Origin of the sequence: Photorhabdus aegyptia, from assembly GCF_000612035.1 — a bacterium.
GTDB lineage: Bacteria > Pseudomonadota > Gammaproteobacteria > Enterobacterales > Enterobacteriaceae > Photorhabdus > Photorhabdus akhurstii.
The window spans coordinates 14,318-39,227 of sequence record NZ_JFGV01000022.1 but is presented as its reverse complement, the minus strand read 5'-3'; the positions used below and the strand labels follow the sequence as shown (position 1 = coordinate 39,227).

The following is a 24,910-nucleotide window of genomic DNA, read 5'->3' as shown; positions in this document are numbered from 1 at the left end:
TGTTGTGTTAAGACAATAATAAAAGGGGAAAGTGTCAAATAACCTTACATTTGGTGTGAATAATTTATGGCGAATCAATCCAAGGGCTTGACCCGTATCATTAAAGCGATCGTATATTCGGTGAAGGGCATTCGGGCAACATGGAAAAATGAGGCGGCTTTCCGTCAGGAAATAGTTTTAGCGATATTGGCTATGATGGTTGCATTTTATCTGGATATCGGCGCAATTGAACGCATTTTACTGATTGGTTCAGTGATGCTGGTGTTGATTATGGAAACTCTGAATAGTGCTATTGAAGCCGTGGTTGATCGTATTGGCAGTGAGTTCCATGAACTGTCCGGTCGCGCGAAAGATATGGGATCGGCGGCTGTCTTTCTAACAATGATTCTGTCGTTAATTGTCTGGGGGACCATCCTTTGGCGCTATTTTATGGCATGATTTAGTTTAATAGTTAGGTATTATATTATAATTGGCTAATTTTCTACCCTGGTAGGTTCCCAATCGTTATTTAGCTGTATATACTCACATATTGACTGTATAAACAAACAGGGGACGAAATGAAAGCACTTACCGCAAGGCAGCAGCAAGTTTATGACTTGGTGCGTGACCATATTTCGCAAACGGGGATGCCGCCAACGCGTGCTGAAATTGCAGCACGTCTTGGTTTTCGTTCACCTAACGCGGCTGAAGAGCATTTGAAAGCATTGGCTCGTAAAGGGGTGATAGAGATTGTCGCTGGGGCATCTAGAGGTATCCGTTTGCTGGTTGAAGAATCTGGTTTACCGTTAATTGGCCGTGTCGCCGCAGGTGAACCACTGTTGGCACAGGAGCATATTGAAAGTCATTATCAGGTTGATCCGGCACTGTTTAAGCCAAGTGCAGATTTCCTGTTGCGGGTCAGCGGCATGTCTATGAAAGATGTTGGGATTATGGATGGTGATCTGTTGGCCGTGCATAAAACACAAGATGTTCGTAATGGGCAGATTATTGTTGCTCGCATTGAAGATGAAGTGACGGTAAAACGTTTTAAACAGACTGGAAACAGAGTTGAATTGCTGGCAGAAAACCCTGAATTTAAGCCAATTGTGGTGGATTTGCGTGAGCAGAGCCTGACAATTGAAGGATTGGCGGTTGGGGTGATTCGTAGCGGCAACTGGTCTTGATAATAAAATATCAAATTGTTGTTTTTGAGATTGTTAAAGAATTGCAATATTCCGGCAGAATCATGTTGTTGAATTTATCGTTGTGATTATCTTAAACGTGATTCTGCGGTTGTCTATTTCAGTCTGGCTCTGTACCAAAAGTAAGTATTTACTTACTATCTGTTTCTTTTTACTTCAATGCGGTGGTCATGCTGGCATTCATCTCGTTTAGTGCAGGATTCGATCTCTTCACAGGATGAGCATAAGCCATGTGCTTCGATAATGGTATGGCGTAAACTGAACCCGGCTGTTTTTGCTAGTTGTTGGATGGCGGATTCGACGGTTCCACCATCTCGTTCCGTAACAGAACCACAACGGTCACAAATAAACATCGCTGAAGTGTGACTTGGTTGTTCGATATGGTGACATAGGACATAACTGTTGGTGGATTCTATTTTATGAATAAACCCCTGTTCCAGCAGAAATTCCAGTGCTCGGTATACGGTAGGCGGTTTGGCCTGCGGCTCTGCTTCCCGTAGCAAATCCAGTAAATCATAAGCGCTGATTGCCCCTGGCTGTTCTGAAATGAGACGCAAAACCTCAAGCCGCTGCGGAGTAAAGCGGACTCCACGAGCCTGGCAAATAACTTCGGCCTGTTCCAGTAACTTTTTTTGATTAATCAATTTCATTGCGCCTCTTACAACCAGTACGATGATAATATTGTGATGTTATCATGTTTCTTCAATAGAAAATATTATCCAGTAAAGTTCATTGTGATTGTCCCCTGATGGAGTTAATTTGGCTAAATTGGTACTCAATAGCAAAAATAATGTTTTCTTGAAGTTTATGATAATACAGACAAGAATTATCGTATATGACAGATAATTTTCGGAAAGGAAGCATTTGTGATGAAAGAGCTTTTACAAAATCAGCCTCATTATAGACAGTTCCCAGTTAAAGGCTATCAGGTAATGAAGCATATTATCTGTGAAAAAAGAAAGTTACCTTTTCTAAGAGCATTATATGCATTGATTAATATTTTATTTGTAATTGCAGTATGTATGGGTATTGTATTATCTGTAGCAATTGTTTTATTTATAATAGGTAATGTATCTGTCCCTGATGCCGATTATTTACTTCTGGCACAAGTAGGAGGTGTAGCATTATTAGGTGTAATGTTGCTCTCTGTTATTATTTATCGCATTGTTAAGCGGCCTGAATGGGAACAACGGCGTTATTATCAACAAGCAGGTTTATCTCTTTTACCAGAAGAGAAGCGCCAGGCGTTACGGTTAAATATTGTTAGTGACTATTGGCTAGGTTTTTGGAGTGAAACTCTAGAGCATTATCCTCTACAATCACGGGTTGCCCATGATAACTATCGTTACTGCTTGCTTCCATTATCTCTGACCCAAGAACATCAATCCCAATTATATAGCGACTGGGGAATTATTGATGAAGAAGGGTATATGAAAATGCTAACGGGTTTGTGGGAGGGGGTACATTCAAAACATTTTGCGATTGATGCCGCTCTTAGTGATGGGAAAATGTTTAAAGTGCTGGCCAAATTAGTTGAAGTAACACCTGACTATATTCATAAATGTGCCAAACCTATTAATCGACGCCCTCCTGTATTAGTGTGGGGGTTTGATTTGTGGCTTGCGATTGTTTTAAGTCGTAACTGTTTTTGCGCCGGTTATATCAGTGAGGAAATGGCATGGAAAAATATGCTGAAAACCGCTGATTATGTTTATGAAATCTTCGGTAGTTTTGATGAATTTTATACAAATTTTCGGCTGGGCAATGCTTACTGGAGTAATGATTTTGATCGGTCTAAAGAGCGGCTGGAACAATTTAATTATTATAAGTCACATTGTGACTGGCCAATTGCTAGTTTGCCGTGGCCTGAACCAAAAGGCGTCATGATGGAAAAGCAGATGATGACAGGTTTTTCTGCATTAGTAGAAGATGTTTTACGCAGTAACATGGAAGAGCAACAAAGTTATGAATTTGATATTACTGAGCTGTCAGCGTCTCGTGTACTCCATTAATATTTACATGAAATGTTTCCCTTTGAAGAACATTTCAAAGGGAAATAAATAATTAATATAGGAAATATGGTGTAATAAGTGAGAGAACGGATTTTTTCGTTATGGTATCCATTATTTCTAAAGGCAACATAATTTACCCCGTTTCCTGAAATCACCTGTTTCAAATGAAACGGGGCCAATATTTGCTTTATTAGTTAATGGGTTAAATCAAATTAATAAATTTTCTCTCTATATCTTTAATGGCCGCACATCCTGCCAACTTCATGCAGAGTTTTAGCTCATCTTTAAGTAGGTTTAAAACGGAAGTGACTCCTGGTGCTCCACCTAATGCCAGCGCATATAAAATGGGCCTACCGATAGCGACAGCTTTGGCACCTAATGCGAGAGCCTTAAACACATGGGTACCGCGGCGGATGCCGCCATCTAAATAGACTGGGATTTTAGATCCGACAGCTTCAATAATGTGCGGTAATGAAGCGATTGCTGCCGGGACAGTATCCAACTGTCGGCCGCCGTGATTAGAAACTTGAATCGCTGCGGCGCCGTGATCAACACATTCTTTAGCATTTTCGGCGGATTGAATACCTTTTACGATGATTGGCAGACCTGATTCCTTGGCGAGAAACTCCAGGTCATTAAAATCAAGATCCCGTTTAAAGAGCGCTGTAATCTCTGATAAGCTTGCCCCTGCGGGAACGCCTGGAATATTCGGAAATGGTAATGAATGTGGGAAAACAAATTTATTACGTTTATCGGTTTCTCTGTTACCACTCCACTCTAAATCGACCGTAAAGACGATTGCTGTTGCCCCCATTGCTTTGGCTCGGCGTATCATTTCGCGGTTAATGCCCATATCTTTGGTAAAATAAATTTGGAACCATTTGGGGCCATTACTCACTTTCCCTATCTCTTCAAGAGGTGAATTAGCCAGAGTTTGTGCGGTAAACAGTGTGCCAGCATCGGCAGCGCCTCTTGCTGTTCCCAATTCAGCAGTCGTATGAGATAGCCCATGGGCTGCCATTGGGGGAATGAAAATAGGTATATCCACTTTACTGCCGAGCAATTCGGTTGTTGTGTCAGGCTCTTTTATTCCTGCGAGATAGCGGGGAATAATTTGGAAATCGTCAAAGGCTCTGGTGTTTTCACGTAGAGTCCATTCATCACCTGAGCCGCCGCTGATATAGCCAAATTGGGGCGCAGGAATCAATTTACGCGCTTCTTCTTCCAGGTCATAAAGATTAATAATATCAAGGGATTTTTCTGCACTATTTGTTTTGTAGGCTCCTGTCAGTTTTATGTTAGCAGTTGCAGCGTTGGCTGAGGATACAGCAGATAGCGTACCGGCAGCAGCAAGACTTAATCCTCCAACTATGACGTCTCTTCTTGATGGCATATAATTTTCCCTTACTTAGTAGGTTTAATAAGTATTGACAATAGAATTTGTCCACATATTAAGAATAGACCTATTCTGGATAATTCAAGCTAATAAATCCTTAAGAATGTTTTTATAAGCTGATAAAGCCGATTGGAACTGGTGATTCTTTGTTGTGAGAGGAACATCACAAAGTTCAGATTAAAGTATGGTCGCTTATTTTATTTGCTTACCTGAGTTTTTGGGGCGCAGTTCAAACCGAGAGGCTTTGGATGCTGAATGTAAATGAGAAACTTGGGTATAAATTTGGTTTCAAATATTTAATTATTAGATACATAAATTATAATAAAATAGTTAATTTCACTAAGTTATAAAAATATTTCATCATTCCTTATCAGAAAAAGGCTATTATTGAAATGCAATCTAGAAAGTATATGTGATGATCAGGTGGATATTTTAATTTTCATTAACTCAAAGTCTTATTTAATGAAAACGTAAGTTTTTTCCTTAAGGAGAACTCATGAGTAATAAGAATGACTTTAAAGCCTTTTCTATTAGTCCAGATGCGAATATTGTTTCTCAGGAAGAATATGAAGAGAGTCAGGAATTGAATATGGGAATTCTTCCCAATGTTATTTCCATTGATTTATTAAATAAGGTCTTGCGTCAATCGTCAACCATATCATCAGTGGTGGCTAATTTTATTTATACACAATGTGGTGATGATGTTTTGGATGACGGTGATATAGATAAGCTCACTGCCCAATTAAATACAGCTTTAGAGAAAAAAGCTTTAATAGAAATTCCAAGTGCTTCATTAACACAAAAAGGTGTTATTCAACTTACAGATGTACTCGGTGATAGTGACATATTAGCTGTTACGCAAAAGCTTGCTCAGAAAATAGTAAATTATCTTAGTGAAAATATTAATAGCAGAGTGCCCAACATTCGGCAAGTGAATGGTAAGGAATTATCTGAGAATATTGATCTGGATGCTGTGGATATTGGGGTGTACACAAAAGAAGAAGTAGATAACCAAGTTAATGCCAAAGGTAATAGGAATACTGCCAGTAAAGCGGTTAATGGTTGGTGGAAATGTGGAGATACCGGCGTTATTTACCAATGGGGTCGTACTAAGGTCATTGATGCTGGCCATATAGAACGTATTCAATTGCCAATTAGTTTTTCCAATACGCATTATGCCGTCAATATTAATTCTATTCAAAGTAAAATGGGTTTTATGGGGGCATCTGTTGGCTATGTAAATGTAATTGATAATTCATCTTTCGATTTATTAAATTCTTGGGTAAATGCCAAATGGGATAGCCCATTCTTTTGGATAGCGATAGGATACTAACTATGTATTATTACAGTGCAAAAACTAATGCTTTCTACCCGGTAGAATTGGAACAAAATTATATTGCTGCTGGTTCATTGCCTGATGATATTATAGAAGTCAGTCATGATATTTATCAGGAATATGCTGCTAATCATGCTCCAGAAGGGAAACACCGTGTAGCAAATAAAAACGGTTTGCCGGAGTGGGCAGATATTCCCCCGCCAACGAAAGATGAATTACGGCAACATGCTGAATTCCAAAAACAACAACTTATTGCTGAGGCAACCAATCAAATTGCACCACTGCAAGACGCTGTTGATTTAGGTATTGCAACTGAGGAAGAGAAAATAGCTTTATTGGCATGGAAAGAATACAGAGTAATACTTAATCGGATAGATGTTTCACAGGCAATGGATATTGATTGGCCGGAAAAACCTGAAGAATAAATAGACGAAGTTTTTCAATCCACCCCCAAAATTGACCTGTTTGATTTTTTGGGGGTATATCTGGCTTCCAATTTAAATCTTAATTGTTGATTATCTTCTGTAGGCTAATTTTATTATTCTTTATTTTATATGAGATTATATTCTATATAAACTAATGGGGAAAATAATGATAGACTTTAAAGGATTGGGTCATATTAATATCGTTGTAGATGACATGATGGCAGCAATAGACTTTTATAAAAATCTATTTGGGGCAATACCAAGACAATTCTTTCCTCATTTTAAAAATAAGGGTTTTGCAAAGTCAGCGGGTTTTATTGATAACCCTGAACAGATTGATGTATCAATGGCATTTTTGGAAATTCCTGGAACTAGGGTTTTTATTGAGTTAATGGAATATCATCATCCGACGGGAGAAAAAAGGGTTGAAATAAAGGAAGCTAATGATATTGGTGGTATTGGGCATATTTGTCTTAGAATACAAAATATAGATAGTGTATTTGAATATATAAAAAACTTTCCTGATGTAAGATTGATAAATTTATCACTATTATATAAGCCATACAAAATAGATGAAATTACCAGTGATGAATTTATGTTCTTTAACGAGGAGGATGAAAAAAACTCTGTTTTAAAGCAAGAAACTTGCGAGATTATGGGCAAGATAAGATATTTTTATTTTATCGACAAATATAATATTCAATGGGAATTTGAAGAAGGCCATGATGATATTGGCACTGATTAAGTAGTGCTTAATAATTATTCTATTTGTCGATCTGCTGCCTGAAACGGTAGATAGTGTCGTTACAAGTGTAGTGAGGTATCTTCGGATGGGCTGAATTAGTTGCGTTATTTATGGGGAGTAACTCCCACGCTTAAAGAGCGGAGAAATCGCATGAAAGATGAAATATTTGCCGATCTGCTGGCCAGTGTAGAAGAAATGGTGAAAATTGAGAATGGTGAGCTGACACCGAAACCGGAACATGTTCATACTTTCACCGAAATTGATGTTAAAGCAATACGCGAAGCTACCGGCTTGAAGCAGCAAGATTTTGCTGTGGCGGTCGGGGTAAGTTATGACTTGGTGAAAAGTTGGGAAAGCCAACGCCGTTATCCCACTGGCGCATCAAGAAAACTGTTGTTGTTGCTTCAGGCGAATCCTTTTATTATCAACCAGCTTAAAATGATTTAATTGAGCGACAGCAGGATTAGGAACTGTACGAAAAAGGGCTGTAGTCAAAGGTTCGGTACCAGTCAGATCTGTTGACAAGAACTGAGCTTGAGTATATGCACGACAGATAAAAATAGCCCAGAAGATTGGGCTATTGTGAAAGTTGTATTAAGAAAAAACGACTTTAAGGCTACCGGGTGTTCGGCGTGGTTTCCCGATCACAATCTGAACGTCCCGCCCTAGTCGATTCAGGCAATCTAGCATTTTTGCCTCGCTGATCCCCCGGAACTGCCCACGTAGCATGTTAGATAAGCGGGGTTGAGTCATGCCTAACAATTGTGCGGCTTTTTCCTGTGTTAGGCGGCGGCTTTTAATGATGTTGCCGATGGTGGTAGCAAGTTGTGCTTTGACTTGCATTTCTTCGGCATCTGCCGTACCGAGATCGGCATAAATGTTACCGCTACTGACTTCGATATTGTGGTTCATATTATGTTCCTCTGGCATGGTCTTCTGCGATTTTCAATCGTTCACGAATTTTATCCGTATCTGGCTTAGGTGTTGCTATCCCTGTCGATGATTTCTTCTGAAATACATGCAGAACATAGATAGCAGTTCCAAATTTAACGGTATATACCGCCCGGTAAGTGTCGCCAATGTAGTCTTCTACGACTTCTAATACACCGGCACCACCAAATCCTTTCAATGGCTTGGCCTGCGAATGTTTTCCCCCAGTCTGTGCAACATGTAGGGCATAGCCAAAAATGTCTTGAACATCATCGGGAAGCGACTGGAGGTCTTTTTTACTGCTACCAACCCAATAAAGAGGTTTCATTACGCGAGATTCCGTGCATTGATTTATACCTATATGGATATAAAATAACATAAATAGAAGGACCATGTGTAGTCACATTGAGGGAGAAAATGAGCACAATCAGGTAACCTCGAAAGGGTAGAGGAGATAAAAACATTACCCGGTCACTGTATGCGTTTGCAAGAGGTCAGAATATCTATCTGCTACATGCATTCGTGAAGAAGACCGACAAAACCCCGGCAGCAGCCATCAAGACAGCCCATACGAGGCTTAAGGAGTTCAAATGAAACCAATATCACTGATCGAATTGAAGGAGTTGATGTTGAATGACGCGGAGTCTATCGCTGCGTATAAGGAGGCCGACAAGGGCTTGAAAAAATCCTCTTGGCGCAAGTATGAAGACCTTGGAACGTTATGCGGCAGCGTGTGGCGCGGTTATTAACTTCAACGTTCAATATCAGTAAAAGGAATGGGACTTTGGTCCCGTTTATCCCTTTAGCTGAAATAATTACGCTAAAGTCAACGTACTCTGCGTTTCCCCAAAATATTCCTGATAGCAAATTGTACGGCTCTACATTAAATCACCTGTGATACTTCTTAACGTCAATTGTCAACGATACCTAATAGTGTCATCAGTACGGGGACGTTTCACTATGCTATAGTAGGCCGTAATTTAATATCATTCTCCGCAGTATATTCCCTTATTTATGGGGTACTGAGAATGCCAAAATAATCTAAAAAAGTATAGCAATGCACCAAAGTAAAGAAATTCAAAAAACGTTTAAATTCAGCGAGAAAGATAGAGAAACAGTCAAATATAGTCCTAACCGTTTCTCCGTAGCTCCTATGTTGGACTGGACAGATCGCCATTGCCGTTATTTCCATCGTTTATTAAGTCAGCAAACGCTGTTATATACAGAAATGGTGACAACCGGGGCGATTATTCATGGTAAAGGCGATTATCTGGCATACAGCGAAGAAGAACATCCGATAGCACTACAACTGGGTGGCAGTGATCCGCAGGCGTTGGCGCATTGTGCGAAGATTGCACAGGAACGTGGCTATGATGAAATTAACCTAAACGTCGGTTGTCCTTCTGACCGGGTGCAAAATGGCCGTTTTGGTGCGTGCCTAATGGGGGAAGCTAAACTGGTCGCTGATTGCGTCAAAGCCATGCAGGATGTGGTTAATGTGCCGGTGACAGTTAAAACCCGTATCGGTATTGATGAACAGGACAGTTACCAATTCCTATGTGATTTTATTGATGTTGTTGTGCAACGCAGTGGTTGCAATATATTTACCATTCATGCTCGTAAAGCTTGGCTTTCTGGTTTAAGTCCAAAAGAAAACCGTGAGATTCCCCCGCTGGATTACCCACGAGTTTATCAATTGAAAAAGGATTTCCCTCAATTAACGATTGCTATTAATGGCGGTATTAAATCGCTGGAAGAAGCGAAACAGCATTTACAATATGTGGATGGAATTATGGTTGGGCGTGAAGCTTATCAGAACCCGTCTATTTTGACACAGGTTGATCATGAATTATTTGATGCTTCAATGCCGGTGGTTGATACCGTTGCGGTGGTCAAAGCACTTTATCCTTATATAGAGCAGGAACTATCAAAAGGAACATATTTGGGGCATATTACCCGTCATATTTTAGGTATTTTTCAAGGGATTCCAGGGGCACGCCAGTGGCGTCGTCATCTTAGTGAAAATGCACATAAACCGGGCGCGGATGTTTCTGTCGTGGAACAGGCGTTAGCTATGGTGACTGAGCGGATGTAATATCCGCTCATTTTACTGTTAAAGGCACAGTCATATATGAGAATTGAGCACTAAAATATTTATGGATATTGCGTGATTTTTTACTGTGCTTTAATCTGTTTTTTCGAGTTAGTTTTTCATTATCGGACAAAAATAGATATCCATATATCTTTGCTAAATATTGTGATGCTGTTCGAATAAATTAATTTTGTCATATTGGGATCTGGACAACTGTTCCGAGCAATAATATCCCAGTTTACGTGATTCTTGCTGATAGTAAGTACATAGCAACTAGTTAGTTAGGTATTATCCAGAACGGAAGGTATGAACATTAGGCATTTCTATTTTTTCGATAATGATATATTATGATTATTAACAGTAGACAAGGACTAAGATATCCAGAAGTTATTGATTGCTTAATGGATACTAAATAAATATCTCATAGTAAGGTAAGTAACTAATGATAGCTTGTAAGAAGAGATGTTATTCAAGATAAAACTTTTATGTTTGGATAACATTAGAATACAAACATAAGAGCACTGGTGTTAGTAAAACCACTAGGCTGTTACACCAGAACGAAAAATTACCCTTGTGGAGGCTAGATGTTTATGGATAGTTTAAGATATGAAAAATTCAGCTATTTCAATCATAATGACGCTTTTTTCAACTCATTAAAAGAAAGTTATATTGAATTTCCAGATTGGTTAAATAAGAAAGCTAGAAATAATGAATCAGATTATGTATTGTATGATACTACTGGTAAAATAGACGGGTTTCTTTATTTAAAACTTGAGAATAATGTTTCAGATGTTGATCCTCCTTTACCTGGTAATACTCATCTTAAAATAGGTACATTTAAATTTGAATCAAAAGGGACATTGCGTGGACAGCGTTTTATAAAGAAAGTATTCGATACAGCAATAGTGATGGAAGTTGATAATATCTATGTGACTGTTTTTGAAAAACATGATTACCTTATTCGCTTATTTGAAAAATATGGTTTCTATGCCCTATGGATTTCAAGATGCATCGAGGCGGCAAGGGAGTGAATCCCCGGGAGCATAGCAAACTATGTGACCGGGGTGAGCGAGTGCAGCCAACAAAGAGGCAACTTGAAAGATAACGGGTATATAAGCATGGCGAAAAACATACAGACAATGGTATAGAGTTTGTATATGTTAGAGACTTAACATTGACAAATGGTGATATTCTTCTTGATTATCCGTTGATAGTTAATAAAGAAAAAAATAAATATTTATTATCAATATATCCAGAATTTCATACACGTCTTTTCCCTGATTCGCGGCTTTTCACTGAGTCACCTGATATTGTTCGGGATGTTTCACATACTAATAGTATTCATAAAATATATATATGTGCAATGAAAGATGTTCTTCATATGAAGAGAGGGGATATTATTGTTATATATAGAACGGCTGATAAGCAAGGGCCAGCACGGTATAGATCTGTGATTAGTTCACTTTGCGTTGTTGAAGAAGTCAGGTGTATTAATGAGTTCTCAACGTTAGAAAGCTATATTGATTATTGTAGTAAATTTAGTGTCTTTAGTGAAAATGAATTAATTGAAAAATATAAAATAAGAAAGTACCCGTACATAATAAGATTTACTTATAATATGGCTTTACCCAAAAGAATTATTCGTGATAGACTCATTAATGAAGTTGGTTTAAACAGTAGTGATTATTGGGGTATGATGAAATTAACCGATGATCAATTTAATAAAATCATCAAACTGAGTGAAGTTAATGAAAGTTTTATTATCAATTAAGCCTGAATATGTTGATAGAATACTTGATGGTTCAAAGAAATTTGAATTTAGGAAAGTTGCTTTTAAGAATAATCAAGTTCAATCTGTTGTTATATATGCAACTATGCCGATAGGAATGATTGTCGGTGAGTTTGAAATTAAAGAGATCATTTCTAACTCTCCTTCCGTTGTATGGGAAATGACTCATAAATTTGCAGGTACAACGAAGGATTTTTTTGATAGTTATTTTGAGGGAAGAGAAAAGGCTGTCGCAATTAGTATTGGTAATGTTAAAAAATACGATAAGCCTTTGCCTTTAAATATGCTTGGTCAAGGGATAACAGCGCCTCAATCTTATCGTTACTTATCTGCATGAGGTATGCTCTACCAATAGGGGTATTGCTCTGTCTATCTCCTATGGATTTCAAGATACATCGCAACGGCAAGGGAGCGAATCCCCGGAAACATAGATAATTATGTTACCGGGGTGAGTGAGTGCAGCCACAAAAGGCAACTTGAAAGATAACGGGTATATTAGGCTTGCATGGCTTAGTTAATAACCCACTTATCTCACCATTAAGGGATCAGTAAACTTGATCCTTGCGTTGCCCGACTTTCCAGAATCTGATGTGCCCTTGTCGCTTCACTTAGCGGGAACTTCTGATTTTCTGGTACGTCCACATTAATTTTGCCGCTGGCAATCAGATCAAATAATTCTTTGCTCGCCTCATCCAACTCTTCGCGCGTTGAAATATAGCCGGCGATAGAAGGGCGGGTAACAAACAGTGAGCCTTTCTGATTTAAAATCCCCAAATCGACACCGGTAACTGGCCCGGATGCATTGCCAAAGCTAACCATTAACCCGTGGCGTTTCAGGCAATCCAGTGAATCCAGCCAGGTCGATTTACCAACAGAATCATAAACTACACCGACTTTTTCACCGTTGGTGATTTCATAAACTCGTTCGACAATATTTTCACGGTTATAGTTAATAACCTGCCATGCACCGGCATCTTTAGCGCGTTGTACTTTCTCTTCAGAACCGACTGTTCCAATCAGTTTTGCACCCAAAGCTTTTGCCCATTGGCAGGCAATTAGCCCAACGCCACCGGCGGCGGCATGAAACAAAAAGGGTTCGCCGGACTGGATTTTGTAGGTACGGCGTAGAAGATAGTAGACTGTCAGCCCTTTTAGGAAAGAAGCAGCAGCTTGTTCGAAGGAGATGGTATCTGGCAGAACAGCGACTTTGTTTTCCGCGACATTATGCACCTCACTGTAAGCGCCCAAAGTTGATTGCGCATAAACTACACGGTCACCCACTTTTATGGTAGTCACAGCGGAACCCACTTTGGTCACTACGCCTGCGGCCTCAGTGCCCAAGCCGCTTGGTAATTGTGCCGGCGGGTATAGCCCGCTACGAATATAAGTGTCGATGTAATTGATTCCAATCGCTCTATTTTCTACTTGTACTTCATCGTCAGCAGGAGCTTTGGGGGTGAATTCACAATATTGCAGGACCTCGGGGCTGCCAATAGAGGAAAATTCGATATGTTTTGCCATGACTCAACCTCATCAATATAAGGGGGAATGTGTGTGCACGTAGTAGTTGAATTCATTGTAAACAGGCTTTAATGTGCCAGAAATAATTACAAACTATATGTAATTACTCAAGGCACTTCATAGCGTATACTCTGTGCTGTTGTAAATTTATCAGTGGATTATTGCAGGATTCATGGCGGGAAAAAAATCAACTCACAACAAAATGGCTGAACCAAAAGATCGCCAAATGGAAGGGCTGAAACTTCCGCCGCACTCTTTGGAAGCAGAGCAGTCTGTGTTAGGTGGCTTAATGCTAGATAACGAACGTTGGGATAATGTTTCCGAACGTGTTACTAGCAATGATTTTTTCAGCCGTCCACATCGGCGCATTTTTGCTGAAATGCAGCGGTTGCTGGAGATGGGCAATCCTATCGACCTGATTACATTATCGGAATCCCTTGAACAGAGCGGGGAGCTAAATAATGTAGGGGGTTTTGCTTATCTGGCTGAATTATCTAAAAATACGCCAAGTGCAGCGAACATTAATGCTTATGCGGATATTGTCCGCGAACGTGCTGTTGTCCGCGAGATGATCACTGTTGCAAATGAAATTGCAGATGCGGGTTATGATCCTCAAGGCAGGAGCAGCGAAGAATTATTGGATCTGGCCGAATCACGGGTGTTCCAGATCGCTGAAAATCGGGCCAGTAAAGATGAAGGGCCGAAAGGAATAGAACAGATCCTTGAAGAAACCGTCGAGCGTATCGAGCAGCTCTATCAACGCCCTCATGATGGTGTAACCGGTGTTTCAACCGGTTATCAGGATTTGGATAAGAAAACCGCAGGCTTACAAAAATCAGACTTGATCATTGTGGCTGCGCGTCCTTCTATGGGTAAAACCACTTTTGCCATGAACCTGTGTGAAAACGCAGCCATGATGCAGGATAAGCCTGTTTTGATCTTTAGTCTTGAGATGCCCGGCAACCAGATCATGATGCGTATGCTGGCGTCCCTTTCACGGGTGGATCAAACCCGTATCCGTACCGGTCAGCTTGATGATGAAGATTGGGCGCGGATCTCCAGTACGATGGGGATATTGCTGGAAAAACGCAATATGTACATTGATGATTCGTCTGGCCTGACGCCTACCGAAGTTCGTTCCCGGGCTCGGCGCGTCTTCCGCGAAAATGGTGGATTGAGCCTGATCATGATCGACTACCTGCAATTAATGCGGGTTCCGGCCTTATCCGATAATCGTACTTTGGAAATTGCGGAGATTTCCCGTTCACTCAAAGCCTTGGCTAAAGAGCTTCAAGTGCCGGTGGTTGCACTTTCTCAGCTCAACCGTAGCCTTGAGCAGCGGGCAGATAAGCGCCCGGTTAACTCTGATTTACGTGAATCCGGCTCTATTGAGCAGGATGCCGACCTCATTATGTTTATCTATCGTGACGAGGTTTACCATGAGAATAGCGACATGAAAGGTGTGGCTGAAATCATTCTTGGTAAGCAGCGTAACGGTCCAATCGGTACAGTTCGTCTAACGTTTAATGGTCAATGGTCGCGGTTTGATAACTATGCCGGACCAAGTTATGACGACGAATAAGTATTAACCACCAAAGAATTAATAAATTTAAGGAATAGAATGAAAGCGGCAACCGCAATTATTGACCGCCGCGCTCTGCGACATAACTTGCAACGGGTAAGGGAGCTTGCTCCTAAAAGCAATCTGATTGCAGTTGTGAAAGCAAACGCTTATGGCCACGGTTTACTGGAGACAGCACATACGCTGGACGACGCCGATTGTTTCGGTGTAGCGCGAATTGGTGAAGCATTGACATTGCGTCATGGTGGTATCGTCAAACCGATTCTGTTACTGGAAGGATGCTTTGATGCGGCTGACCTGCCAGTATTGGTTGCTAACCATATTGAAACTGTGGTTCACAGCATTGAACAGTTGGAAGCACTGGAGCAGGCTAAGTTATCTCATCCGGTAAAAGTATGGATGAAACTGGATAGCGGGATGCATCGCTTAGGTGTACGGCCGGAAGATGCCGAAGAATTTTATCAACGGCTAAGTCGTTGTAAAAATGTACAGCAGCCCGTCAATATTGTCAGCCATTTCGGCAGGGCTGATGAGCCAATGGTAGATACAACTAGCCAGCAGATAGCTTGTTTTCAGGCTTTCTGTGCGGACAAACCGGGAGAAAAATCTATTGATGCATCGGGAGGTATCTTGTTGTGGCCGGAAGTTCATCAAGATTGGGTGCGTCCTGGGCTGATGATGTATGGTGTATCGCCATTGTCTGATAAAACGGCCGTGGATTTTAACCTGATCCCCGCGATGACCTTAAAATCGAGCTTAATTGCTGTTCGTAAGCATAACGCTGGCGAGTCGGTTGGCTATGGTGGGACTTGGGTCAGTGAACGTGATACTTGTCTTGGGGTTGTGGCTATCGGTTATGGTGATGGTTATCCGCGCAGTGCGCCTTCGGGAACGCCAATATATATTAATGGCCGTGAAGTGCCGATTGCTGGCCGAGTTTCGATGGATATGATCTCGGTTGATTTGGGGCCTGATGCGACAGATAAAGTGGGTGATGAAGTGGTGCTCTGGGGAGATGTGCTGCCGGTGGAACGGATTGCTGAACGCACCGGTATCATTACTTACGAGCTGGTGACTAAGCTTACTTCCAGAGTGGTGATGGAATATCTGGACGAATGATGTTGTAGATTATATGGTTTATTAAATAACTGACTGATAAGGAGTAGAGCCTGATGTTCCAGAATGTTGATGCTTATGCTGGTGATCCGATTCTTTCGCTAGCTGAAGAATTTCAAAAAGATCCTCGTGCGGAAAAAGTTAATCTGAGCATCGGGCTGTATTACGATGAGCAGGGTGTGACTCCGCAATTGCAGGCGGTGGCTACCGCAGAAGAACAACTTAGAGCGTTGTCACAGACTGCTTCTCTTTATCTACCAATGGAGGGATTGGAATCATATCGTCTTGCGGTTCAGGAACTGTTATTTGGTAAAGATCATCCGGTGTTGAAACAACGGATAGTGGCAACGATTCAATCATTAGGCGGTTCTGGCGCCCTTAAAATTGGTGCTGATTTTTTGCATCGCTATTTCCCTGATTCAGAAGTGTGGTGCAGTGATCCAACTTGGGAAAACCACGCAGCTATTTTTGCTGGGGCTGGCATTAAGGTGAACTATTACCCTTATTTTGATACACAGACTAAAGGGGTAAAATTCAATGAAATGCTGGAAACATTCAGGAAATTGCCGGCAAAAAGCATTATTGTGATGCACCCTTGTTGCCATAACCCAACCGGTTCGGATCTGACCTATGATCAATGGGATCAAGTTGTTCAGATTGTTAAAGAGAGAGAATTACTGCCATTCCTTGATCTTGCTTATCAGGGGCTTGCGGATGGGATGGAAAAAGATGCTTATGCTGTTCGTGCTATGGCGACAGCCGGTTTGCCTTGTCTGGTGAGCAACTCTTTCTCCAAAATATTTTCTATGTATGGTGAGCGAGTAGGTGGCTTGTCTGTTATTTGTGATGACGAGCAGACCAAAGAGCGGGTATTGGGGCAGTTGAAAGCGGGTGTGCGTCGCGTCTACTCTAGCCCACCGAATTTTGGTGCACAGGTTGTGGCGAAAGTACTGACTGATCCTGCTTTGAAGGCACAATGGTTGACAGAAGTTGAACATATGCGCTTGCGTATTTTGGAAATGCGTACGGTGCTGGTGGATGCTCTGAAAACCGCATTACCAGAGAAAAACTTTGAGTATTTTCTGAAACAGCGCGGGATGTTCAGCTATACCGGTTTTAGCCAGAAACAGGTGGATCGTTTGCGCCAAGAGTTTGCTGTTTATCTGGTCGGTAATGGCCGAGTCTGTATGGCGGGTGTCAACCATCGTAATGTTGCACGTATTGCTGAAACATTTGCGGCGGTAAATAGGTCATAAATTTTAATGTAAATGATTTGCTATCGACAATTTTGTAAGATAGAAATAAACACCTCCTTGAAGCGCACTATAAATAGTGCGCTTATTTTTCTTTTTAATATTAATTTAATGTGGTGAGTTATTAGCAGCGGATGATTAGAACGTAACATTAAAAAATTTTTATGCGGTAAGTTATGGGATTAAAGTTAAATATTGCGTGGTTTGATAAAAAAACGGAAGAGTTTATTGGTGAGGAGTATTCTAGAGATCTGGGCGATGATGGTTCAGTAATAGAAAAATTAGGGCTTCCTATTGAAGATAATATTAATAATGGTGCATTCGATGTAAAAAAAGAATGGATGACAACACTTGAATCATATTTTAAAAATAAAATTGAAACAGATAAATATTGGTATTAAATAATCATTCGGCTATCGAAATAAATGGTCATGAAGTTGTAATTTAAATTTAGTTACTTAAACCTTGCTGTGGCAAGGTTTAAGACTATTTGATGGAGATGTTTAAATGGCAACAAGTTCCAGATGTTTGCCCAAGGCATTTAACGCATTCGCGATAGTGTCAATTTTAGTGCTATGACTTAATGACACTATACGTTGAATTTCTTGCGGTCGAGTTCCCAATAACCGTGCAAGTTCTGCGTTGCTTGTTCTTGTTTGAAGCATCGTATTCAACAGTAAAACCTTAGCCGTTATACTGGCTGGTACTTCGACAAAAGCTTCACCTTTAGTCGACGGTGTTGGTATTTCGCGCCGGTCTTCAAAGTAGAAATCAAACGCAGTAACCAGAGCATCCTGCGCCATAGCTAATGCTTCTTCTCTGGTATCTCCGCCTGTTAAGGCTTCTGGGATATCTGGGAACATCACAGCCCAACCTGTTTCGTCATGTTCGAATTTTACTGGATATCGCATATTTTTACTCAGTGAATTTATGCGAGTAACCAGCCCCTTGGGGCCGGTCTGTCATTTGATGCCTAGCTGTTTTAATATTAATTTCCTCAGTGGTTCTGGGATTTCTTTACTAGGGTGCCTTGGCATCGTGGTTTGCTTACCGTTCAGGAAAACTTTCAAGTGGTTAGTCCCATCTTTGAATTCTGCTCCCTGAGCTTTAAGCCACCGGCGAAACTCGCTTTGCTTCACTGCCTCCTCCTGTTTGTTTAACTTGAAAATAAACATAAACATTTTTGTTTATATAAGCAAGAGGTTTATAAGCATTTTTGTTTATAAGCGTAATAGAGTTATGAACATTTAGATTTATTCTTTATAGGATGAAATCTGACGTGAAAATTATTCTATATCCGTCATCTTTCAAGTTGCCTCTTTGTTGGCTGCGCTCGCTCACCCCGGTCACATAGTTACCTATGCTCCCGGGGATTCACTCCCTTGCCGTCGCGATGCATCTTGAAATCCATAGGGTATAATCGCAGCGTATATAATTTGTTCGTGGATATTTTCGGCTATGAAGTATGTTTTTTCAATGTGAAACAGATCAATTTTTCATGAAACATGTTTCAGATGGTGAAAAATAATTTTCACCATTTCAAGGTATATCCAAACATTTGTTAGCTTTCGACAAGGATTTACTTAGTGCTTTGTTTTATTGAATTTATTTCTAATATAGAACATCGGTTGATTATTAATATTCAGCAAAAAAGATTTTTCAACAGGATTTAACTTGATGGTTATCACATAAAATAGGGCTGATAATCCAGTCATAAACTCTTACGATCATTCTCCCAACTTCGTTGTAAAGTAAAAAATCCCACTTTACTATTTTTCCTTTAACACATAAAACAAACGCGTGTTTAAGAACAAACAAGTGTCCAAAAATGACGAATCGGGAAAAACAAATATTACAACTTCTGAGACGAGATCCGTTGATCCCACAGCAGGAAATTGCCGATATTTTAGGTATAAGTCGCTCTGGTGTTGCTGGCCATATTATGAATTTAATGAATAAGGGATATATAAAAGGGAAAGGTTATATTTTATCTGATCATAATTATGTAGTAACGGTTGGTTCTATTAATATGGATGTTTGCGGTTATGCATCGGATAAACTCATTTATCAAGATTCTAACCCAGGAAAAATAAAATGTACCCCGGGTGGTGTAGGAAGAAATATTGCCCAAAATATCGCTTTATTAGGTAAAGAATGTCATCTTATTTCTGTTGTTGGCGATGATTTCTATGGTAGCACTTTACTGGATCAGGCCAGATGCGCAGGTGTTAATGTCAACTACTGCTATAAGCTTTATGGTGAAAATACCTCGACATATGTTTCCTTATTAGATGACGGTGGGGAGATGTTGGTTGCCATTAATGACATGCATATTTTGGAAAAATTGACGCCATCGTTGTTAGCGAATCATTATGATCTTATTAAACATGCCGGCGTACTGGTTATTGATTGCAATTTATCTGAAGAAGCTTTGGTTTGGCTGTTGACTAATGCCGGAACGGTGCCGGTATTTGTGGATACAGTATCTGCATTTAAAGCACCTAAGATTAAAAACTGGCTTTCCTATATTCACACCTTAAAACCTAATTGTCTGGAGGCGGAAGCACTGAGTGGAATGAAAATCACTCAACCTACCGATGTTCCGGCAGTGGCGCGGTGGTTTCATGATCAAGGTGTGCAGCGGTTAGTGCTTAGTATGGGGGGAGAGGGGGTCTACTTTAGTGAAAGCGATGGTGTGGCAGGCTGGTCACTTCCTATCAGTATCAAGATTGTCAATGTAACAGGGGCCGGAGATGCCATGATGGCTGGATTGGTGAACTGCTGGCTAGAAAATATGACGCTGGCAGAAAGTGTTCGCTTTGCTCAAGGGTGCTCTGCGCTCACGCTCTCTTGCGAATTTACCAATAATCCAAATCTATCAAATGGCAGTGTCCAAAAACTGCTGGAATTATAATCATGAAAAATCATGCTATTAGCAATAAATATTTGGATATTTCCCCGGAAGTTATAGAGGCTTTAGAGCATAACCGACCGGTTGTGGCGTTGGAATCTACTATTATTGCTCATGGAATGCCTTACCCGCAAAATGTCAAGACTGCGCTACAAGTTGAACAGAAAATCAGGGAAAATGGCGCTGTTCCTGCAACAATTGCTGTTATCAATGGGATGATGAAAGCAGGTTTGTCGTATGAAGAAATAGCGTTTTTGGCTAGAGAAGGTGACAAGATAACTAAAGTCAGTCGTCGTGATTTACCTTTTGTTATCGCAGCCGGAAAAAATGGCGCGACGACGGTAGCTTCTACCATGATTATTGCGGCAATGGCCGGGATTAGAATCTTCGCTACCGGCGGTATTGGAGGTGTGCACCGGGGAGCGGAACAGACTTTTGATATTTCGGCGGATTTACAGGAATTAGCGAAAACCAGTGTTGCGGTAGTCTGTGCTGGTGCTAAATCCATTTTGGATCTTGGCCTGACAACAGAATATCTTGAAACTCACGGTGTGCCGCTGATTGGTTATCAGACTCACTCTTTACCAGCGTTTTTCTGTCGTACCAGCCCATTTCCCGTCAATATTCGTCTGGATTCCCCAGAACAGATAGCTCAGGCGATGGCAGTAAAATGGGAGACTGGATTACAGGGCGGTTTAGTAGTTGCCAATCCGATCCCTGAACCATACGCCATGCCGGAAGCGGAGATCAATGCCGCTATCGAACAGGCAGTACGCGAATCCATAGAACAGAGAGTAAATGGCAAGGCGTGTACGCCGTTTTTGTTATCCAGAGTGGCTGAGTTAACTGGGGGTGGTAGCTTGTCTGCCAATATTCAGTTGGTACTTAATAACGCTGAACTGGCAGCGAAAATTGCCTGTTGTTACTGGGAAAACAGTCGTTACAGAAAACAGAGAACAGGAAACTGAACACAGGAAAAAAGGGGCTTAAATCGCCCCTGTTTGCAGATTATGCTTCTTTCTTCAATATAGGTTTCAGGAAACGTGCAGTATGTGATTTCTCACATTTGGCGACCTCTTCTGGGGTACCAGAAATCAGAATCTCACCGCCGCCGCTACCTCCTTCTGGGCCAAGATCTACGATCCAGTCAGCGGTTTTAATCACATCAAGGTTATGTTCAATAACCACAATGGTATTCCCTTGATCGCGTAACTGATGCAGAACCGCTAATAGCTGCTGAATATCAGCAAAATGCAAACCTGTTGTTGGCTCATCAAGAATATATAACGTCTGCCCAGTTCCGCGTTTGGATAGTTCACGCGCCAGTTTTACCCGCTGCGCTTCACCGCCTGATAACGTTGTTGCTGATTGACCCAGACGGATGTAAGAAAGACCAACGTCCATGAGGGTTTGTAGCTTACGGGCCAGAGCAGGAACTGCATCAAAGAATTCACGAGCTTCTTCGATCGTCATATCCAATACTTCATTGATATTCTTGCCCTTATATTTGACTTCCAGTGTTTCACGGTTATAACGCTTACCTTTGCACTGATCACAAGGGACATAAATATCAGGCAAGAAGTGCATTTCTACCTTAATAACGCCATCACCTTGGCAAGCTTCACAGCGCCCACCTTTAACGTTAAAACTGAATCGTCCAGGTGTGTAACCACGGGCGCGTGATTCAGGTACGCCAGCGAACAATTCACGGACTGGTGTAAATACGCCGGTATAAGTTGCCGGGTTAGAGCGGGGAGTTCGGCCAATCGGACTCTGGTCAATATCAATCACTTTATCGAAATGCTCTAGCCCTTGGATATCGATATAAGGAGCAGGGGTGATATTGGTTGCGCCATTTAACTGGCGTTGGGCAATCGGGAATAGAGTATCATTGATTAGCGTTGATTTACCGGAACCAGAAACCCCGGTAATACAAGTAAATAACCCAACTGGCAGATTGAACGTCACATTTTTCAGGTTATTACCTTTCGCTCCGATCAGTTTCAGCACCTTTTTCGGATCTGCCGGAATACGCTTCTCTGGGATGGCAATTTCACGCTCTCCACTCAGGAATTGACCTGTTAGTGAATCTTTGCTCACCATAATGTCTTTAACTGAGCCTTCCGCCACGATTTCACCACCATGTACGCCTGCGCCGGGGCCGATATCAATGATATGGTCGGCAGCCCGGATGGCATCCTCATCGTGTTCAACCACAATCACGGTATTTCCCAGATTGCGTAAGTGGATTAGCGTTTCCAGCAAGCGTTCATTATCCCGCTGATGTAACCCGATAGAAGGTTCATCAAGTACATACATCACTCCCACTAAACCGGCGCCAATCTGGCTGGCAAGGCGGATACGTTGAGCTTCGCCACCGGACAGAGTTTCGGCAGAACGAGAGAGAGTCAGATAATTCAGACCAACATTAACCAGGAATTTCAGACGGTCGCGGATCTCTTTCAGTACTTTTTCAGCAATTTGCGCACGTTGACCACTGAGTTTCATGTTTTGAAAAAAATCCATCGCATGGCCGATACTGAAATCTGAGATCTCCGGGAGAGTGGTATTCTCAATAAATACGTAGCGGGCTTCTTTACGTAAGCGAGTTCCGTGGCAGGAAATACATGAACGATTACTAATATATTTCGCCAGTTCCTCCCGAACGGCGGTGGATTCCGTCTCTTTATAACGGCGCTCCATATTATGCAGTACGCCTTCGAACGGATGGTTACGCACTGTGGTATCGCCACGGTCATTGGTGTATTTAAATTCGATGGATTGTTTACCGGAGCCGTACAACACTATTTTCTGAATATTGGCGCTGAGGGAATTGAAGGGTGCTTCGATGTCGAATTTATAATGTTCTGCCAATGAACGTAGCATTTGGAAATAGTAGAAATTACGGCGATCCCAACCACGAATTGCACCACCGGCCAGGGAGATATCACCATTCTGAATGACTCTATCGGGATCAAAAAATTGCTGAATACCTAAACCATCACAAGTCGGGCAAGCCCCGGCTGGATTATTAAAAGAGAACAGGCGAGGTTCCAGCTCACTCATGCTATAGCCACATGCAGGACATGCAAAGTTAGCAGAGAAAATCAGCTCTTCGGCTGTATTATCATCGATATTGGCGACAATAGCGGTGCCGCCTGAAAGTTCCAGCGCTGTTTCAAAAGATTCAGCCAAGCGTTGTGCCAGATCGGCACGAACTTTAAAGCGATCAATGACCACTTCAATGGTATGTTTTTTCTGTAATTCTAATTTCGGCGGATCGGATAGATCACAGACTTCACCGTCAATACGGGCGCGGATATAACCTTGTGCTGCCAGATTATCCAACAATTTAGTATGCTCGCCTTTCCGCTCTTTCACGATCGGCGCCAGCAACATCAGACGATGACCTTCTGGCAGTGTTAGCACATTATCTACCATCTGACTAACAGTCTGTGCCGTTAATGGAATATCGTGATCTGGGCAACGTGGTTCACCTACACGGGCAAACAGCAAACGCAGATAATCATGAATTTCGGTAATAGTCCCCACAGTTGAACGTGGGTTATGGGAAGTAGATTTCTGTTCAATGGAAATGGCCGGGGATAACCCTTCAATATGGTCAACATCAGGTTTCTCCATCAGTGACAGAAACTGGCGCGCATAAGCTGAAAGCGATTCCACATAACGACGCTGACCCTCAGCATAAAGCGTATCAAATGCCAGAGAAGACTTACCTGAACCGGACAAACCGGTGATAACTATCAGCTTGTCTCGGGGAATTATCAGATTGATATTTTTGAGATTGTGGGTACGTGCGCCCCGAACTTCGATGTTGTCCATGAACCATTTCCCGGGTTATTCATACGTGCATAAATAATAATAAGTGAGTTATTATTACACAGAGTTGACTGATTAGATATACAGTATTTAAGTGAAATAATGTAATAAGTACGGAATTAAATTACGGTGAGCTTCGCAAAGTCTGTTCTAAAGCAGCTGCGTTTCATTTTTAGTATCGCATGTTAAACTGTGTTGCTTAATAATTGTAGAAATTCATTTCATCAGGAGTATTCCCAATGGCCAGCAGAGGCATAAACAAAGTTATTTTAATCGGTAACCTGGGGCAAGACCCGGAAGTCCGCTATATGCCAAACGGCGGTGCAGTGACTAACATTACTCTGGCGACTTCTGAAAGCTGGCGCGATAAACAGACCGGCGAGATGAAAGAGAAGACTGAATGGCACCGGGTTGTTTTGTTTGGCAAACTGGCGGAAGTCGCGGGTGAATACCTGCGTAAAGGTTCACAGGTTTATATTGAAGGTTCTCTGCAAACCCGCAAATGGCAGGATCAGAACGGTCAAGAGCGTTACACCACGGAAGTAGTGGTAAACATGGGGGGGACCATGCAAATGTTGGGTGGTCGTGCTGGTGGTGGTAGTTTCCAGGATAGCCAACAATCACAAGGCGGTGGTTGGGGACAGCCGCAGCAGCCACAACCACAGCAACAATCTCAGCAGTTCAGCGGTGGCGGCGCTCCTGCGCGTCCAGCTCAACCTTCCGCTCCACAAAGCAATGAGCCACCAATGGATTTTGATGATGATATTCCGTTCTGATTTCG

The 24,910-nt window shown here is 41.6% G+C and carries 26 protein-coding genes and 1 pseudogene; 19 read left to right on the top strand and 8 right to left on the bottom strand.

What is annotated here, in order from left to right; genetic code table 11:
• Positions 1-66: 66 nt before the first annotated feature.
• Complete coding sequence (locus tag BA1DRAFT_RS09015) at positions 67-438, top strand: diacylglycerol kinase (RefSeq protein ID WP_036778117.1); 372 nt, start codon at positions 67-69, stop codon at positions 436-438.
• Positions 439-557: 119 nt separating this feature from the next.
• A complete protein-coding gene (gene lexA / locus BA1DRAFT_RS09010; protein WP_036778115.1) occupies positions 558-1,163 on the top strand; it encodes a transcriptional repressor LexA in 606 nt (201 codons plus the stop codon).
• Positions 1,164-1,318: 155 nt separating this feature from the next.
• Here lexA and zur read toward each other — a convergent pair whose 3' ends face one another.
• Positions 1,319-1,831: a zinc uptake transcriptional repressor Zur gene (gene zur / locus BA1DRAFT_RS09005; RefSeq protein WP_036778114.1), complete on the bottom strand. Its 513-nt coding sequence runs from the start codon at positions 1,829-1,831 to the stop codon at positions 1,319-1,321.
• Between the two features lie 219 nt (positions 1,832-2,050).
• Between zur and BA1DRAFT_RS09000 the strand changes: the two genes are divergently transcribed.
• On the top strand, positions 2,051-3,193 hold the full coding sequence (locus BA1DRAFT_RS09000) for a DUF1266 domain-containing protein (RefSeq protein ID WP_036778112.1): 1,143 nt from the start codon (positions 2,051-2,053) through the stop codon (positions 3,191-3,193).
• 202 nt (positions 3,194-3,395) lie between these two features.
• On the opposite strand, the gene BA1DRAFT_RS08995 is transcribed toward BA1DRAFT_RS09000, so the two are convergent.
• Positions 3,396-4,586 (bottom strand): lactate oxidase, encoded by a 1,191-nt coding sequence (locus BA1DRAFT_RS08995; RefSeq protein WP_235201001.1) that lies wholly within the window; start codon positions 4,584-4,586, stop codon positions 3,396-3,398.
• A 499-nt stretch (positions 4,587-5,085) separates the two neighbouring features.
• On the opposite strand from BA1DRAFT_RS08995, the gene BA1DRAFT_RS08990 reads away from it, so the two are divergent.
• The 4 genes from BA1DRAFT_RS08990 (at position 5,086) to nadS (ending at position 7,542) form a co-directional block, all read left to right on the top strand.
• The gene (locus BA1DRAFT_RS08990; RefSeq protein ID WP_036778110.1) at positions 5,086-5,922 is read left to right on the top strand and encodes a gp53-like domain-containing protein; all 837 of its coding nucleotides are present in this window, start codon (positions 5,086-5,088) and stop codon (positions 5,920-5,922) included.
• A 2-nt stretch (positions 5,923-5,924) separates the two neighbouring features.
• A complete protein-coding gene (locus BA1DRAFT_RS08985) occupies positions 5,925-6,350 on the top strand; it encodes a tail fiber assembly protein (RefSeq protein ID WP_036778108.1) in 426 nt (141 codons plus the stop codon).
• 166 nt (positions 6,351-6,516) lie between these two features.
• Positions 6,517-7,095, top strand: a complete 579-nt coding sequence (locus BA1DRAFT_RS08980) for a VOC family protein (protein WP_036778107.1) — start codon at positions 6,517-6,519, stop codon at positions 7,093-7,095.
• Positions 7,096-7,245: 150 nt separating this feature from the next.
• Positions 7,246-7,542 (top strand): NadS family protein, encoded by a 297-nt coding sequence (gene nadS, locus BA1DRAFT_RS08975; protein ID WP_036778106.1) that lies wholly within the window; start codon positions 7,246-7,248, stop codon positions 7,540-7,542.
• 147 nt (positions 7,543-7,689) lie between these two features.
• On the opposite strand, the gene BA1DRAFT_RS08970 is transcribed toward nadS, so the two are convergent.
• Together BA1DRAFT_RS08970 and BA1DRAFT_RS08965 are read right to left on the bottom strand one after the other, a co-directional pair.
• Entirely contained in the window at positions 7,690-8,007 is a 318-nt protein-coding gene (locus BA1DRAFT_RS08970; protein WP_036778104.1) for a helix-turn-helix domain-containing protein, read from the bottom strand.
• A 1-nt stretch (position 8,008) separates the two neighbouring features.
• Positions 8,009-8,353: a type II toxin-antitoxin system RelE/ParE family toxin gene (locus BA1DRAFT_RS08965; protein ID WP_036778159.1), complete on the bottom strand. Its 345-nt coding sequence runs from the start codon at positions 8,351-8,353 to the stop codon at positions 8,009-8,011.
• 134 nt (positions 8,354-8,487) lie between these two features.
• On the opposite strand from BA1DRAFT_RS08965, the gene BA1DRAFT_RS21900 reads away from it, so the two are divergent.
• The 5 genes and pseudogenes from BA1DRAFT_RS21900 to BA1DRAFT_RS08945 all read left to right on the top strand — a co-directional run bounded on the left by BA1DRAFT_RS21900 (position 8,488) and on the right by BA1DRAFT_RS08945 (position 12,243).
• Positions 8,488-8,619: a type II toxin-antitoxin system RelE/ParE family toxin gene (locus BA1DRAFT_RS21900; protein ID WP_082303661.1), complete on the top strand. Its 132-nt coding sequence runs from the start codon at positions 8,488-8,490 to the stop codon at positions 8,617-8,619.
• Entirely contained in the window at positions 8,616-8,774 is a 159-nt protein-coding gene (locus BA1DRAFT_RS21895; RefSeq protein WP_338049278.1) for a hypothetical protein, read from the top strand. Before BA1DRAFT_RS21900 ends, BA1DRAFT_RS21895 begins: the two co-directional genes overlap by 4 nt.
• A 308-nt stretch (positions 8,775-9,082) precedes the next feature.
• Entirely contained in the window at positions 9,083-10,120 is a 1,038-nt protein-coding gene (gene dusA, locus BA1DRAFT_RS08960; RefSeq protein WP_036778102.1) for a tRNA dihydrouridine(20/20a) synthase DusA, read from the top strand.
• Positions 10,121-10,707: 587 nt separating this feature from the next.
• Positions 10,708-11,888, top strand: a pseudogene (locus tag BA1DRAFT_RS24630) (N-acetyltransferase).
• The gene (locus tag BA1DRAFT_RS08945) at positions 11,866-12,243 is read left to right on the top strand and encodes an ASCH domain-containing protein (RefSeq protein WP_036778100.1); all 378 of its coding nucleotides are present in this window, start codon (positions 11,866-11,868) and stop codon (positions 12,241-12,243) included. Before BA1DRAFT_RS24630 ends, BA1DRAFT_RS08945 begins: the two are co-directional and overlap by 23 nt.
• 200 nt (positions 12,244-12,443) lie before the next feature.
• On the opposite strand, the gene BA1DRAFT_RS08940 is transcribed toward BA1DRAFT_RS08945, so the two are convergent.
• Entirely contained in the window at positions 12,444-13,427 is a 984-nt protein-coding gene (locus BA1DRAFT_RS08940; protein WP_036778099.1) for a quinone oxidoreductase, read from the bottom strand.
• 172 nt (positions 13,428-13,599) lie between these two features.
• On the opposite strand from BA1DRAFT_RS08940, the gene dnaB reads away from it, so the two are divergent.
• The 4 genes from dnaB (at position 13,600) to BA1DRAFT_RS08920 (ending at position 17,779) form a co-directional block, all read left to right on the top strand.
• Positions 13,600-15,009, top strand: a complete 1,410-nt coding sequence (dnaB, locus tag BA1DRAFT_RS08935) for a replicative DNA helicase (RefSeq protein WP_036778097.1) — start codon at positions 13,600-13,602, stop codon at positions 15,007-15,009.
• 39 nt (positions 15,010-15,048) lie between these two features.
• Positions 15,049-16,128, top strand: a complete 1,080-nt coding sequence (gene alr, locus BA1DRAFT_RS08930; RefSeq protein WP_036778095.1) for an alanine racemase — start codon at positions 15,049-15,051, stop codon at positions 16,126-16,128.
• A 53-nt stretch (positions 16,129-16,181) separates the two neighbouring features.
• The gene (locus BA1DRAFT_RS08925) at positions 16,182-17,381 is read left to right on the top strand and encodes an amino acid aminotransferase (protein ID WP_036778093.1); all 1,200 of its coding nucleotides are present in this window, start codon (positions 16,182-16,184) and stop codon (positions 17,379-17,381) included.
• 173 nt (positions 17,382-17,554) lie between these two features.
• Positions 17,555-17,779, top strand: coding sequence for a colicin E3-like toxin immunity protein (locus BA1DRAFT_RS08920; protein WP_036778091.1), 225 nt, complete (start codon positions 17,555-17,557; stop codon positions 17,777-17,779).
• A gap of 102 nt (positions 17,780-17,881) precedes the next feature.
• On the opposite strand, the gene BA1DRAFT_RS08915 is transcribed toward BA1DRAFT_RS08920, so the two are convergent.
• The gene (locus BA1DRAFT_RS08915) at positions 17,882-18,289 is read right to left on the bottom strand and encodes a type II toxin-antitoxin system HicB family antitoxin (protein ID WP_036778090.1); all 408 of its coding nucleotides are present in this window, start codon (positions 18,287-18,289) and stop codon (positions 17,882-17,884) included.
• 51 nt (positions 18,290-18,340) lie between these two features.
• Positions 18,341-18,517, bottom strand: coding sequence for a type II toxin-antitoxin system HicA family toxin (locus tag BA1DRAFT_RS08910; protein WP_036778089.1), 177 nt, complete (start codon positions 18,515-18,517; stop codon positions 18,341-18,343).
• Between the two features lie 689 nt (positions 18,518-19,206).
• Between BA1DRAFT_RS08910 and BA1DRAFT_RS08905 the strand changes: the two genes are divergently transcribed.
• Entirely contained in the window at positions 19,207-20,292 is a 1,086-nt protein-coding gene (locus BA1DRAFT_RS08905) for a PfkB family carbohydrate kinase (protein WP_036778087.1), read from the top strand.
• Between the two features lie 2 nt (positions 20,293-20,294).
• A complete protein-coding gene (locus BA1DRAFT_RS08900; protein WP_036778085.1) occupies positions 20,295-21,257 on the top strand; it encodes a pseudouridine-5'-phosphate glycosidase in 963 nt (320 codons plus the stop codon).
• Positions 21,258-21,297: 40 nt separating this feature from the next.
• On the opposite strand, the gene uvrA is transcribed toward BA1DRAFT_RS08900, so the two are convergent.
• Positions 21,298-24,132 carry an excinuclease ABC subunit UvrA gene (uvrA, locus tag BA1DRAFT_RS08895; RefSeq protein WP_036778083.1) on the bottom strand — a complete coding sequence of 945 codons (2,835 nt, stop codon included), beginning with the start codon at positions 24,130-24,132 and terminating at the stop codon, positions 21,298-21,300.
• 236 nt (positions 24,133-24,368) lie between these two features.
• Between uvrA and BA1DRAFT_RS08890 the strand changes: the two genes are divergently transcribed.
• Entirely contained in the window at positions 24,369-24,905 is a 537-nt protein-coding gene (locus BA1DRAFT_RS08890; protein WP_036778082.1) for a single-stranded DNA-binding protein, read from the top strand.
• Positions 24,906-24,910 lie beyond the last annotated feature (5 nt).

Bases quoted from the DNA above. Each gene is read 5' to 3' on its own strand.
- lexA (WP_036778115.1), top strand. From the start codon at position 558: ATGAAAGCACTTACCGCAAGGCAGCAGCAAGTTTATGACTTGGTGCGT.
- BA1DRAFT_RS21895 (WP_338049278.1), top strand. From the start codon at position 8,616: ATGAAACCAATATCACTGATCGAATTGAAGGAGTTGATGTTGAATGAC.
- BA1DRAFT_RS08940 (WP_036778099.1), bottom strand. From the start codon at position 13,427: ATGGCAAAACATATCGAATTTTCCTCTATTGGCAGCCCCGAGGTCCTG.
- BA1DRAFT_RS08945 (WP_036778100.1), top strand. From the start codon at position 11,866: ATGAAAGTTTTATTATCAATTAAGCCTGAATATGTTGATAGAATACTT.
- BA1DRAFT_RS08890 (WP_036778082.1), top strand. From the start codon at position 24,369: ATGGCCAGCAGAGGCATAAACAAAGTTATTTTAATCGGTAACCTGGGG.
- BA1DRAFT_RS08915 (WP_036778090.1), bottom strand. From the start codon at position 18,289: ATGCGATATCCAGTAAAATTCGAACATGACGAAACAGGTTGGGCTGTG.
- BA1DRAFT_RS08905 (WP_036778087.1), top strand. From the start codon at position 19,207: ATGACGAATCGGGAAAAACAAATATTACAACTTCTGAGACGAGATCCG.
- alr (WP_036778095.1), top strand. From the start codon at position 15,049: ATGAAAGCGGCAACCGCAATTATTGACCGCCGCGCTCTGCGACATAAC.
- BA1DRAFT_RS08980 (WP_036778107.1), top strand. From the start codon at position 6,517: ATGATAGACTTTAAAGGATTGGGTCATATTAATATCGTTGTAGATGAC.
- nadS (WP_036778106.1), top strand. From the start codon at position 7,246: ATGAAAGATGAAATATTTGCCGATCTGCTGGCCAGTGTAGAAGAAATG.
- uvrA (WP_036778083.1), bottom strand. From the start codon at position 24,132: ATGGACAACATCGAAGTTCGGGGCGCACGTACCCACAATCTCAAAAAT.
- BA1DRAFT_RS08965 (WP_036778159.1), bottom strand. From the start codon at position 8,353: ATGAAACCTCTTTATTGGGTTGGTAGCAGTAAAAAAGACCTCCAGTCG.
- BA1DRAFT_RS08900 (WP_036778085.1), top strand. From the start codon at position 20,295: ATGAAAAATCATGCTATTAGCAATAAATATTTGGATATTTCCCCGGAA.
- zur (WP_036778114.1), bottom strand. From the start codon at position 1,831: ATGAAATTGATTAATCAAAAAAAGTTACTGGAACAGGCCGAAGTTATT.
- BA1DRAFT_RS09000 (WP_036778112.1), top strand. From the start codon at position 2,051: ATGAAAGAGCTTTTACAAAATCAGCCTCATTATAGACAGTTCCCAGTT.
- BA1DRAFT_RS08925 (WP_036778093.1), top strand. From the start codon at position 16,182: ATGTTCCAGAATGTTGATGCTTATGCTGGTGATCCGATTCTTTCGCTA.
- BA1DRAFT_RS08995 (WP_235201001.1), bottom strand. From the start codon at position 4,586: ATGCCATCAAGAAGAGACGTCATAGTTGGAGGATTAAGTCTTGCTGCT.
- BA1DRAFT_RS08985 (WP_036778108.1), top strand. From the start codon at position 5,925: ATGTATTATTACAGTGCAAAAACTAATGCTTTCTACCCGGTAGAATTG.
- BA1DRAFT_RS08990 (WP_036778110.1), top strand. From the start codon at position 5,086: ATGAGTAATAAGAATGACTTTAAAGCCTTTTCTATTAGTCCAGATGCG.
- dnaB (WP_036778097.1), top strand. From the start codon at position 13,600: ATGGCGGGAAAAAAATCAACTCACAACAAAATGGCTGAACCAAAAGAT.
- dusA (WP_036778102.1), top strand. From the start codon at position 9,083: ATGCACCAAAGTAAAGAAATTCAAAAAACGTTTAAATTCAGCGAGAAA.
- BA1DRAFT_RS08970 (WP_036778104.1), bottom strand. From the start codon at position 8,007: ATGAACCACAATATCGAAGTCAGTAGCGGTAACATTTATGCCGATCTC.
- BA1DRAFT_RS09015 (WP_036778117.1), top strand. From the start codon at position 67: ATGGCGAATCAATCCAAGGGCTTGACCCGTATCATTAAAGCGATCGTA.
- BA1DRAFT_RS08920 (WP_036778091.1), top strand. From the start codon at position 17,555: ATGGGATTAAAGTTAAATATTGCGTGGTTTGATAAAAAAACGGAAGAG.